The 12,214-nt window shown below is 32.2% G+C and carries 13 protein-coding genes and 1 tRNA gene; 11 read left to right on the top strand and 3 right to left on the bottom strand.

From position 1 onward, the window contains the following. Positions 1 to 24: 24 nt before the first annotated feature. Together prfA and pyrF are read left to right on the top strand one after the other, a co-directional pair. The gene (prfA, locus tag IMZ30_RS01070; RefSeq protein WP_207038721.1) at positions 25 to 1,101 is read left to right on the top strand and encodes a peptide chain release factor 1; all 1,077 of its coding nucleotides are present in this window, start codon (positions 25 to 27) and stop codon (positions 1,099 to 1,101) included. A gap of 13 nt (positions 1,102 to 1,114) precedes the next feature. Beyond that, positions 1,115 to 1,927 (top strand): orotidine-5'-phosphate decarboxylase, encoded by an 813-nt coding sequence (gene pyrF / locus IMZ30_RS01065; protein ID WP_207038720.1) that lies wholly within the window; start codon positions 1,115 to 1,117, stop codon positions 1,925 to 1,927. A 68-nt stretch (positions 1,928 to 1,995) separates the two neighbouring features. On the opposite strand, the gene IMZ30_RS01060 is transcribed toward pyrF, so the two are convergent. Next, entirely contained in the window at positions 1,996 to 4,230 is a 2,235-nt protein-coding gene (locus IMZ30_RS01060; RefSeq protein ID WP_207038719.1) for a TonB-dependent receptor family protein, read from the bottom strand. A gap of 138 nt (positions 4,231 to 4,368) precedes the next feature. Between IMZ30_RS01060 and IMZ30_RS01055 the strand changes: the two genes are divergently transcribed. The 8 genes from IMZ30_RS01055 (at position 4,369) to IMZ30_RS01020 (ending at position 9,559) form a co-directional block, all read left to right on the top strand. Continuing rightward, entirely contained in the window at positions 4,369 to 5,538 is a 1,170-nt protein-coding gene (locus IMZ30_RS01055) for a hypothetical protein (RefSeq protein ID WP_207038718.1), read from the top strand. Positions 5,539 to 5,587: 49 nt separating this feature from the next. Continuing rightward, the gene (gene rpsF / locus IMZ30_RS01050; protein WP_207038717.1) at positions 5,588 to 5,926 is read left to right on the top strand and encodes a 30S ribosomal protein S6; all 339 of its coding nucleotides are present in this window, start codon (positions 5,588 to 5,590) and stop codon (positions 5,924 to 5,926) included. Between the two features lie 4 nt (positions 5,927 to 5,930). Then, complete coding sequence (gene rpsR, locus IMZ30_RS01045; RefSeq protein WP_073191376.1) at positions 5,931 to 6,227, top strand: 30S ribosomal protein S18; 297 nt, start codon at positions 5,931 to 5,933, stop codon at positions 6,225 to 6,227. Positions 6,228 to 6,239: 12 nt separating this feature from the next. Then, positions 6,240 to 6,689 carry a 50S ribosomal protein L9 gene (gene rplI / locus IMZ30_RS01040; protein ID WP_207038716.1) on the top strand — a complete coding sequence of 150 codons (450 nt, stop codon included), beginning with the start codon at positions 6,240 to 6,242 and terminating at the stop codon, positions 6,687 to 6,689. Between the two features lie 65 nt (positions 6,690 to 6,754). Further along, positions 6,755 to 7,231: a DUF6495 family protein gene (locus tag IMZ30_RS01035; RefSeq protein ID WP_207038715.1), complete on the top strand. Its 477-nt coding sequence runs from the start codon at positions 6,755 to 6,757 to the stop codon at positions 7,229 to 7,231. A 3-nt stretch (positions 7,232 to 7,234) separates the two neighbouring features. Further along, complete coding sequence (gene hisS, locus IMZ30_RS01030; RefSeq protein WP_207038714.1) at positions 7,235 to 8,608, top strand: histidine--tRNA ligase; 1,374 nt, start codon at positions 7,235 to 7,237, stop codon at positions 8,606 to 8,608. A gap of 2 nt (positions 8,609 to 8,610) precedes the next feature. After that, the gene (locus IMZ30_RS01025) at positions 8,611 to 9,336 is read left to right on the top strand and encodes a T9SS type A sorting domain-containing protein (protein ID WP_207038713.1); all 726 of its coding nucleotides are present in this window, start codon (positions 8,611 to 8,613) and stop codon (positions 9,334 to 9,336) included. Between the two features lie 76 nt (positions 9,337 to 9,412). Next, positions 9,413 to 9,559 carry a hypothetical protein gene (locus IMZ30_RS01020; RefSeq protein ID WP_207038712.1) on the top strand — a complete coding sequence of 49 codons (147 nt, stop codon included), beginning with the start codon at positions 9,413 to 9,415 and terminating at the stop codon, positions 9,557 to 9,559. 22 nt (positions 9,560 to 9,581) lie between these two features. On the opposite strand, the gene IMZ30_RS01015 is transcribed toward IMZ30_RS01020, so the two are convergent. After that, positions 9,582 to 11,432, bottom strand: a complete 1,851-nt coding sequence (locus IMZ30_RS01015; RefSeq protein WP_207038711.1) for a PLP-dependent transferase — start codon at positions 11,430 to 11,432, stop codon at positions 9,582 to 9,584. 186 nt (positions 11,433 to 11,618) lie between these two features. After that, positions 11,619 to 11,692: transfer RNA gene (locus tag IMZ30_RS01010), tRNA-Met, on the bottom strand. Between the two features lie 128 nt (positions 11,693 to 11,820). Here IMZ30_RS01010 and IMZ30_RS01005 point away from each other — a divergent pair. Next, positions 11,821 to 12,213, top strand: a complete 393-nt coding sequence (locus IMZ30_RS01005) for an START-like domain-containing protein (RefSeq protein WP_207038710.1) — start codon at positions 11,821 to 11,823, stop codon at positions 12,211 to 12,213. The last annotated feature ends 1 nt before the right edge of the window (position 12,214 follow it).

Raw genomic sequence — 12,214 nt, 5'->3', positions numbered from 1 at the left:
TTTGAACACATTTTAAAATCGACTATGTTAGACAAGTTAAACATCATAAAACAACGCTTTGATGAAGTGAATGATCTTATCATTCAACCTGATATTATTTCAGATCAAAAACGTTATGCTACACTTTCAAAAGAATATAAGGACTTAAAAGATATTATGGATGAGCGCGAAAAATACATCGTTCTCAGTAATAATATTCAAGAAGCCGAAGCTATTATAAATGATAGCAGTGATGATGAAATGCTTGAAATGGCTAAGCTTCAGCTAGAAGAATCTAAAGAAGCACTCGAAGCCCTTGAAGAAAAAATTAGGTATATGATGATTCCTAAAGATCCTGAAGATGCCAAAAATGCAGTAGTTGAAGTTCGTGCTGGTACAGGCGGCGATGAGGCTAGTATTTTTGCTGGCGACATTTATAAAATGCTCACACGGTATTCTGAAAATAAAGGCTGGAAAGTAAGTACTGTAGATTATAGTGAAGGCACTAATGGTGGCTTTAAAGAAATTCAATTTGAAGTTTCTGGAGAAAATGTTTATGGTACATTAAAATATGAAGCTGGCGTGCATCGTGTACAACGTGTGCCGCAAACTGAAACTCAAGGCCGAGTACATACAAGTGCAGCTACAGTTATGGTCTTTCCTGAAGCTGAAGAATTTGATGTTGAAATTAATCCTAAAGACGTCCGCATCGATTACTTTTGCTCATCAGGACCTGGTGGTCAATCTGTCAATACAACCTATTCAGCCGTTAGATTAACGCATGAGCCTACAGGAATAGTAGCTCAATGCCAAGACCAAAAATCTCAACATAAAAACAAAGAGAAAGCTTTTAAAGTATTGCGCTCCAGATTATATGAAATGGAATTAGCAAAAAAACAAGCCGAAGATGCAGAGAAGCGTGGCAATATGGTTACTAGCGGCGATAGAAGTGCCAAAATTAGAACCTATAATTGGCCTCAAGGTCGTGTAACTGATCATAGAATTAACTTATCTCTCTACGATCTAGATAACATTATAAATGGCGACCTCGATAAAGTAATTGATGAGTTGAAGCTTGTTGATAATACTGAAAAGCTAAAAAATATTTCAGACTCACTTTAACTTCATTACAAGTATGAATACCAATATTTTAAAGCAGCAAATTGAATTAAAAAAGTCAATGCTGTGCGTTGGTTTAGATGTCGATTTAGAAAAAATCCCCAAACATCTGCTTGATTTTGAAGATCCTATTTTTGAATTTAACAAAGCTGTTATAGATGCCACCATAAAGTTTTCAGTGGCTTATAAACCAAATTTAGCTTTTTACGAAGCTTATGGTTTAAAAGGTTGGTCTGCACTTGAAAAAACAATGAACTATTTAAATAACAGCTATCCAGATGTGTTTACAATTGCCGATGCAAAACGTGGTGATATTGGTAATACGGCATCGCGTTACGCCAAAGCTTTTTTTAATGATTTAGGCTTTGATGCGGTTACTGTGGCGCCTTACATGGGTAAAGATTCTGTTGAGCCATTTTTAGCATTTAAAAATAAGCAAACCATCATGCTTGCTTTAACTTCTAATCAAGGTGCTCAAGATTTTCAACTAGAAAAGCTAAATGATAATCGTTTTGTATTTGAAAAGGTTATTGAACAGTCTAAATCTTGGCATAATTCAGAACAGTTGATGTATGTTGTAGGAGCTACTAAACCTAAGTTTTTTAAAAAAATCCGACAGATTATCCCTAATGCATTTCTTTTAGTTCCTGGAATTGGTGCTCAAGGTGGTAGTTTAGAAGAGGTTTGTGAATTCGGGATGAATTCTAATCATGGACTATTAATTAACTCATCTAGAGGAATTATTTATAAGTCTAATGCTGAAGATTTTGCTGAAGCTGCTGCAAGTGAGGCTGAGAAGCTTCAATTAGTGATGAAAAAATACTTATAGTTTTAAAAAAATCAATAAAAAAAGGAACTTCAGCTGAAGTTCCTTTTTTTATCTAGTCTTAAGTATTTTTAGAGTTTAAATTTAAATCCACCATAAATTCCAAAAGGATGACCAGGTCTTAACCCTGCAGGAACTCGGGCAACTTCATATGTGTGATCTAACAAGTTAATCATATTAGCGGTTAAACTAAAGTTGTTTGTAAGTTGATACTCACCTGAAATGTCTATTACAAAATTACCGTCAACTTTCTGATTTTGTGGTATTGAACCTGTGCCAGCTTGGGTTCTAAACTCGCCTCTATAACGGGCATTAGCATTAATTTGAAATTTTTCGGCAATAAAACTAGCGCCAAAATTAAATTGGTGCTTAGAGATGTAAGGCATTTCGTCACCAGCGGTAACTTGGCCCCAAATCCCAACACCGCTTTCAAAATTGTTTTGAAATTCGGTATCGGTATATGTGTAGGCAAAATTAAGTGGTAAATCAAATTTTGAATTATTTTGAAGTAAATTGTAGTTCAACAATAATTCAAATCCAGCTACATTAACTTCTCCAGCATTAAATTGTTCGAGACTTCCAGTACCGCCAGTTGCGTTAAGGTCACTACCAAGCAAGTTGCTATAATCATTAAAGAAACCGACAATTTCACCACTAAAGCCATTGAAGTTGAAGCGAGTTCCTAATTCATAGTTGATGCTTTGTTCTGCTTCTTCTTCAGGTTGTGTCCCACCTGGTGCAAAACCTTTATGAATGCCACCAAAAATAGCAATTTCTCTATTGATTTTGTAGTTTGCACCAAGTCCAGGAATTAATTCGTTATATGTATTTTCTCGATAACTTAAATCGCTACCAGTTCTGTTAATGTCATTTGTGCCGTAGTTCGAGCGTGTTAGTTTGATAGACTCGTAACGAAGACCTGGCGTTAAAGTTAGTTTGTTAAACTTCAACTTGTACAAAATGTAAGTTGCTAAAGCTTCAGCATCTTGAATACGGTTAGATTCAGTCCCTGGAATTCCTTGGTTAACTAAATTCATATTTCCGCTTAACATATTATAATCATCGACCCATTGAAAACGATCAATTTCATCTTGGTGATAACGAAGCCCAACTTCTAGATCATGAGAAAAATCGCCTGTAAAAAAATGATAGTCAAACTTAGTTTGAATACCTTGGCTGTAGTATTCACGATTATTGTTTTTTACTGTTAAAGCACCTTCATTAGTTGAGTTGTTACCATTAACTATGCTGAAGTGATTAGGGAATTGGTTGGGGTTTTCAAGTAAATCGCTAATACCAACTTGAATATTGTTAAAGTTGACTTTATCAAGTTTGTACCAATTACGTTTAAAATTATTGCGGTAGGCAGTTGTTGTTAGACGTAAAAAGTCACTAAATTTTGCAGTATGTGTTAGCATGAATTGTGTATGTTCAGTATCCATATTATCTACCTGTGAACCTGCATAACGTCTAAAAGGAGTTTCATTAAAATCATTTTGCGTTAAACCTAAGTAAGTCTCGTTAGATAATTCATCTGAATATTGAAATTTGAACTCAAGCGAATGGTAAACCTTAGCACTTGGATTAGTGTTAACTCGAAATTTACCAACAAAATCGTTGATATCAAATCCTGTATCACCATTGTTATCAAGATTTTTAAATCCGTCAGATTGAATATTGTTGTATTCTAATAAATATCCGAAATTTTTCTTAGAATCACCAATATTAGCATAAAAATTACCGGTATCATACGAACCATAGTTAGCTCTTAGATTAAGTTCGAAATCTTTTGGGATTTCAGTTGACACAAAATTGATCGCGCCACCTGTAGTAAATGGTCCGTATTGTATTTGGCTACTTCCTTTGAGGACTTCAACATTTTGCATTCTTGAAATTGTAGGGAAGTAGTAGGCCGCTGGTGCACTGTAAGGTGCTGGAGCTATTAGTACGCCATCTTCCATCAAAGTAATTTTACTAGAACGTTCTGGAGAGGTACCACGTAAACTGATGTTAGGCCTTAAACCAAAGCCGTCTTCTTGATAAATATTAACACCTGGAACTTGGCCTAAAAGATTGTTGACATCAAAATAATTAAATTTTTGTATGTCTTTTTTTGAAATAAAGTAAGCTGAACCTGTCCGGTTTTTTGCTTCAAACTTGCTGCCTAGAAGTTTATTAGCAACAATTGTTACTTCACTTAAATTATTAATACTATCTTTTTTTTGTGGGTTTTGCTGATTTTGAGTTTGCCCAAAACTAACAATAGTTAACATGATTAAAAGTAAACTAAACCTTATTTTATACATTATAACTTATTTAGATTTATTAAAAATTGAGTGCAAAGATAGGTGTAGTTTTAGATTAGACAATGTTTTATTTAGATTAATTTTAAACAATATTTGTTAAAATTTATTTTTGTTAATTTGCTTTAAAATACACGAGGAATGAAGTCTATAATATCTGTATGTTTGGTTGTTTTATTAATAGGTTGTACGACTATAAAAGGCACTCAACAGCAAATAAATAGTGGTGATTATTCATCAGCTATTCATAATTCTATTAATAAAATTGCTAAAGATAAATACTCAAAAAAAGCGAAGGCTTATTCTGATTTGCTATACGAAGCTTATCATAAGCATCAAAATCAGCTGCTTGATCGAGTGAGTTTTTTAAAGCAAGATAATGCATTTAATAATGCTGAAAAGATATTTTCTGCCTATAAAACCCTCAGAGCAAATCAACAAAAAATAAAGCCTCTTTTACCACTTGAAGGGACTAAAGGTAACTTAACCTTCGATTTTGTTGAGGTTAATTCTAAATTAATAAAAGCAAAGTCTACATACGCTGATGCACTTTTTAATTCAGCAATTAACTTACTTGAAACCCAACAAATTTTAGACAGTCGCACTGCTTACAACCAATTACAAAAAGTGAAAAATTTAGAACCAGATTATCCTAATTTAGATGAAACTATTGATATTGCTTACAACAACGGGCTTTCATTTGTATATATGAATTTAAAAAATTCAACTCAGATGGTTCTTCCAAAAGCATTTCAGGAGTCACTTTTATCTTTAAATACCTATAATTTAAACGATTTTTGGACAGTTTATCACAATTCAAAATTACCAAATGTAACTTACGATAGAGAAGTTATTGTTGATTTTCAACAATTTAATTATTCTCCTGAACGGTTGCTTGAACGAGAAATTAATCTTGAGCGTGAAGTAGTTGACGGTTGGGAATATAGAATTGATAGAAAAGGTGATTATGTTCTAGATGAAGATGATAATAGAATTAAAGAAGATCGATTGGTTTTAGTTCAAGCAATTTTATTAGAAACTATACAATCTAAAGAAGTTGAAGTTTTAGCAAATGTGAGATTCATAGATGCATTAAACCAACAGCAAGTTTTATCAAAACCTATGCGAAGTGTTTTTGTTTTTGAAAATAGATTCGCATCTTATCAAGGAGATATTAGAGCTTTAACCAAAGCAGAACGCCAACTGTTGCAAGGTCAATTTGTAGATTATCCTAGTAATGAACTAATGTTAATAGATGCAGCTAATGATATTAAATTAAAGCTAAAATCTATTTTAAAAAATAATATGTAGTTCAAAATAAAAACATTACTTTTGCAAACATTAATTTAAAAAAAGAATTATGAACCATTATGAAACTGTTTTCATCTTGAATCCCGTTTTATCTGAAGACCAGATAAAGGAGACAGTTCAGAAGTACGAAGAATTTTTGGCTTCTAAGGGCGCGAAGATGATTAACAAAGAAAATTGGGGCTTAAAAAAATTAGCTTACCCAATTCAGCACAAAAAAAGTGGGTTTTATCACTTGTTTGAATACCAGGTAGAAGGTACAGCGATTGAACCTTTAGAAGTAATGTTTAGAAGAGACGAGCGCATGATGCGTTATTTAACAGTAAAGTTAGATAAGCACGCTGTAGAATGGGCAAAAGAAAGAGTTAAACGTACAAAATCTAAATCTTAAGGATATGGCAAGTATCGAAGAACAATCAAAAGGAAAGAATGACGGCGAAATTAGATATTTAACGCCATTAGATATTGAAACAGCTTCAAAAAAACGTTATTGCCGTTTTAAAAGAGCTGGTATTAAGTACATTGATTACAAAAATCCAGATTTCTTGATGGAATTTGTAAATCCTCAAGGTAAAATTTTACCAAGACGTTTAACAGGAACATCATTAAAATATCAACGAAAAGTATCTCAAGCTATAAAACGCTCAAGACACTTAGCTTTAATGCCTTACGTTGGTGATTTATTAAAATAAAAAGCAAAAACCATGGAAATTATATTAAAAAAAGATGTAGATAACTTAGGTTTTGCTGATGATCTTGTAACTGTTAAAAATGGTTACGGTAGAAACTTTTTAATTCCACAAGGCTACGCTGTTATAGCAACACCTTCAGCAAAAAAAGTATTAGCAGAAAATTTAAGACAACGTGCTCATAAAGAAGAGAAAGCAATCGCTGAAGCAAAGCAATTAGCTGAAAAAGCTAAAGGCTTATCAATCTCTATAACTACAAAATCTGGGGCTGGAGATAAACTCTTCGGAAGTATTACTGCAGCAGATTTAGCAGACTTTCTTGCAAAAGAAGGTGTAGAACTTGATAAAAAATACATTAGCATTTTTGGTGGTAACATCAAACGTTTAGGACAATACACAGCCAAGTTACGTTTTCATCGTGAAGTAATTGAAGAAATTACTTTTGATGTTGTTGGCGAAGCTTAATTTAACTTAAGTTTTAAAATCTAAGATCGGTAGTTTACTTCCGATCTTTTTTTATTTTTGCGCATATGAAATATGAACGACTTACTAAAGAACAGTTTGAAGAAATGCACCAAGAATTCATTAATTTCTTGGCTACCCAATCAATAACAGCAAAAGAATGGGAAGAAATTAAAACTACTAAACCTCAAGTTGCAGAGCAAGAATTAGATGTTTTTAGCGACTTAGTTTGGGAAGGCGTTTTGAATAATGTGAAGTATTTAGAACATTTTTCACCACAGCAATTATTTTTATTTCAGTTTACCGAAACTGATATCAATTTAATTGCTATTAAAATCGAAAACCAAGCTGTAGACATAACAACAACTGAAGGTTATCAATGGTTACGTAAAAATTTAATGAATGATGATGTAGATATTTATACTTCTACTAAACCAATCGGAGAGGAGCGCAATACCGATATATTTGCATTAATTAGAAAAGGCGCTAACATTACAAAAGGCGAATTATACACTTATTTTGAAGAACTTGTAGATAATAACTAATTTATGGCCCAAAAACCTTCAATTCCAAAAGGCACGCGTGATTTTTCTTCAGTTGAAGTGGCTAAGCGTGAATACATTATAAATACCATCAAAACTAATTTCAAACGTTTTGGTTTTCAACCTATAGAAACCCCAAGTTTTGAAAAGTCTTCAACTTTATTAGGTAAGTATGGAGAAGAAGGTGACCGGCTCATTTTTAAGATTTTAAATTCTGGAGATTATCTTAAAAAAGCTAATGATGAAGATTTGTCTAATAAGGATTCAGCTAAAGTTTCCTCTTCAATAGCTCAAAAAGCCTTAAAATACGATTTAACTGTTCCTTTTGCGCGTTACGTTGTTCAACACCAACACGGATTGGTTTTTCCTTTTAAACGATATCAAATTCAGCCTGTTTGGAGAGCAGATAGACCGCAGAAAGGACGCTTTAGAGAATTTGTGCAGTGCGATGCAGACGTTATCGGTAGTGATAGTTTATGGCAAGAAGTTGACTTTATTCAACTTTACGATCAAGTTTTTAAGGGTTTAAAACTTGATGGTGTTACGATCAAAATGAATAACCGAAAAATATTATCAGGTTTTGCTGAAGTGATTGGGGAACAAGATAAATTAATCGATTTTACCGTTGCGCTTGATAAGTTAGACAAAATTGGTGAGCAAGGTGTAAAAGATGAAATGCTAGAAAAAGGAATTTCAACTGAAGCACTTCAGAAAATACAACCTATATTTAGTTTATCAGGTGATTTCAATGAAAAAATAAAACAACTCAAATCAATCTTATCATCTTCTGAAATTGGTTTGAAAGGTATTGAGGAGCTCGAATTTTTAAATAATGCCTTGAGCGATTATCAATTTAAATCTTCTACACTAGATTTAGATGTTACATTAGCTCGCGGACTTAATTATTACACTGGTGCAATTTTTGAAGTTGCAGCACCAAACCAAGTAAAGCTGGGCTCCATAGGCGGCGGTGGTCGTTATGATGACTTAACAGGTATTTTTGGGTTAAAAAACATGAGCGGTGTTGGGATTTCATTCGGTTTAGACCGTATTTATTTAGTACTCGAGGAGCTTAACTTATTTCCAGAAACACTTAAAACAAGTACAGATTTACTTTGTCTAAATTTTGGATTTGAAGAGTCTAAGTACATGATGCGAGCAATAAATAGATTAAGACTGGCCGGAGTGAATGTTGAGTTATATCCAGATCAAGCTAAGTTTAAAAAACAGATGCAATATGCAGAGAAGCGGCATATAAACCATGTGCTCATAGCAGGAGAATCAGAAATGGCTGAAGATAAATTCTCGCTTAAAAATTTAGCGACAGGAGATCAAAATAATTTAACCTTAGATGAATTACTTAACATCTTTAAACCTTGATTATGAGAGCTATATTTTATTTATTTTTTATTCTGTTTTTTCTGAAAGTTACCGCTCAACAAACCTATATCCCAGATGATAATTTTGAACAAGGTTTAATAGATTTAGGTTATGATAGTCCGCCGCTTGATGATTATGTACCAACGAATGCTATCGAGTCTATTACATCTCTTTTTCTTGAAAATAAGTCCATTGTTGATATGACTGGCATTGAAGACTTTATTGGACTAAATTTGATTGATTTAACAGGTAACTTTATAGAAGAATTAGATTTGAGTCAAAATATAAATTTAGAGCGTATAGACCTTTACAATAATAATCTAAATTCATTGAACATCAAGAATGGAAATCTTTACAATATACTCTCTTTTAATGCACAATTAAATCCTAATTTAAGCTGCATAGATGTAGATGATGTTTCTTACGCAAATTCTAATTTGCAGTTTATAGATTCTCAAACTCAATTTAGTAATAACTGTGAAAGTTTAAGCATAACTTCAGCTTCAAACATGGTATTTTCATTCTATCCTAACCCCGTTAAAAATCAACTTCACATCAAAATGTTAAGACCTCTGAATTTTAGTATACAAATCTACAATACATCTGGTCAAATTCTTTTTAGTGATACCTCTAACTCAACTAATTTAACAATTAATACTTCGCATCTAGTTTCAGGTATTTATTTGATTAAAGTTAATAATTCTGTTAAAAAACTAGTAAAGGTTTAAAAGGCTCTAAAATTTATTTAAAAATATTGGTTTTAGTAATAGTTTATTTTTTCAAAACTTTAGTTTTAAATAAAAAATGAAAAAAGAAAGAGAAATACAATTAGCCGACATGCATGATAATGGTGTTAGATTTAATAGTAGCTTGTTAGCTAAAAAAAAGCGTAAAGAAGCCCAGTTGAAACGAATTAAACAACAACTTGACCGAAAGTCTAAAGCCAAATAATCTTGTCTATTTAATTTTATTATCAGGTCTTAATTTCTTTTTCGACAAACGCCTTGAAAACCGATTGATGTTTGTCTAAATTAAGTTCTGGAGAAACTGAAACCCTAGCAATATAATCTTTATCTTCTTCTTTAGTCGTACCTTGTGTTGATGTAGCTGGAATAGTCCAGTAACAGCCTTTTAATTGTCCATAACTTACACAATACTTACTTTCTGAAGGTATTTCAGTTATCATCATATTAATAAGTTTTAAGTTTAACTTGCGTTTGTAAGTTTCGCGCTCTTCTGGGGTTTCTCCTTTGGTAGGTAAGTCTAATGAAAATACAGAAGGCGTAAAACCTTGATTTGATACCTTTTTAGATACGAAATTTATATTTGCTTCGGGGAGAACTTCATTGATAAAGTCTACAAATTGTCTTGTGTTTTTGTAGGCTTTCTTAATGCGATTCTTCATAGATGGCAGTTGTTCTGCTAAATAATGTAATTGTAAAGCAGTAGCAGTATTATCGCATAATTTTAAGTTAGTTTCAATATAATTTGTAAGATAACTAGCTTTAGAGTTACAAACTAAGTAGCCTGCTGTACACTTTCCACCACTAGGGAATTTTGAACCACTTACATAAGAAATTGTTTTTACATCTGCTAAAAGTTGCTCTTCGCCTAGAAAATTATAATCAGGACAAAAAGTCTGATCTAAAATAAAGATAGGTTCTATTGCTTTGTTTCCTGAAGGCGTAAATCTATTTTTAGATAGTACTTCTTTTAAATTGTTTAAATTTGGTACTTCTACACGAGGGTTTGTGGGTATTTCAGCAATAATTAAAGGTATAGCATCTAGCTTTGCAACCTTCTTAAGTACTTCATTCGTGCTTTGAACCATATCATGACTACCATCAACAGGTAAATCTAAAATATCTACACCTTTTTGACTTGCAGCAACACGTCTAGCTTGATCGTTAGTGCCGCCATAACAATTAGGAGGTACGATTATTTTGATAGGCTTTTCTGGGTATCGTTCTCGAGCTTCGTGAATTAAGCCCATCATAATTGCATATTGAACTGATAATCCACAAGACCCTAAAAGTGGTTTAGAGTTAGTATGCGTAATTGAATTGATTAAGCTTCTTACTTTAATGAGATCTTTTTGTTTTTGATTGTCATTGATAAATTCTGGTGTTTGTCCTATCAAGATTTGTAATGCTTTATGACTATTTTGAGGTGTCATTGCAATACTTTCGCGACGACGTACATGTTGTATAGCTGGTATAAAATCACTATTTTTTTGATTTACAAAAACAAGGCTGCCTAAATTATCTAATGTAGAAATATAAAAATCAATATTAGGTTGTAATTCTATTTCTTTTAAATTGTCATTTTGAGATATATAAACAGTTGTCCCTTCAAAATTCAAAATAGCTTCTTGGTCATCTACAGATGAAAACTTTACGTTGTAGTTATAAATATTTTTTAATACCTCAGGATTAAGATGACTTAAAAGATCACCTTGATAAATAACTTGAGTTGTTTTACCTGAGATAGAATTTTCTCTTAAAATAGCTAAGAGGCTCATGGTTTTTGATGAGAATGCAATTACATTTTCATAAGGTAAGTTGTAAATTTTTGCTAATGCCCATTCTAAAATACTCGACAATGGATGTCCTAACCGAATATAATCGTATGCCGTTGGCAGTTGAGCTAATTGATTTTTAGTAATTGAGCTTGAATTATATAAATGCTCAAAACACTCTAAAAATTCAGTTTTAGCTAATGCTTCATTATAAATATCAAGTCTATGAGTGGTTAGGTTTAGCCAATCATTAGGATATTTTGCTAATACGTCTTCAATAAAAGTTTTAAGCTGTTGAAAGGTCATGAATTTTGATTTCAAATTTGATTCAAAACTAATTATTATTGTTGTTTTGAGGTGTTTATCTTATCTTAAATGTTATTTTTTAAGCTTATGTAACTAAACTATTTATTTAATATTAGTTCAACACTGATGATAAGAAATTCCATAAAAAAAGCTTCAAGTTTTTGACTTGAAGCTTTTTAAATTTCGTAGCGAGGAGCAGAATCGAACTGCCGACCTCCGGGTTATGAATCCGACGCTCTAACCAACTGAGCTACCTCGCCATTTTTGCGGTTGCAAAGATATAATATAATTGTTCTGAAACAAATTACTTTTTACTGAATTTCTAGAAGTTTTTTTTATTCTTAAGTTATAAATACATATATTGCTATTTTAATTTGAAACATTCAATATGAGTGAAAAAATAAAATATGAGTTAGAATTCCCGATACAAGTTTCTCCAAATTTATTGTATCAATATATTTCAACACCTTCAGGTTTAAGTGAATGGTATGCTGATAATGTGAATTCTAGAGGTGAGATTTTTACCTTTATTTGGGAAGGTAGTGAAGAACAAGCGCGACTTCTTACCAAAAAATCAGATGATAAGATTAAATTACGCTGGTTAGCAGATGAAGACGAAGATGAAAGTTATTATTTTGAATTAAGAATTCAAGTCGATGAAATTACAAAAGATGTTTCTTTAATGATTACAGATTTTGCTGAAGAGGATGAACTTGATGAAAGCAAAATGCTTTGGGAAAATATGGTAGCTGAATTAAAACATGTTTTAGGGTCTGCATAAT

The sequence above is a fragment of the Psychroflexus sp. ALD_RP9 genome, assembly GCF_017311165.1.
Classification (GTDB): domain Bacteria; phylum Bacteroidota; class Bacteroidia; order Flavobacteriales; family Flavobacteriaceae; genus Psychroflexus.
Note: the sequence above shows the minus strand (reverse complement) of the source record. Positions and strands in the feature narration are given on the sequence as shown.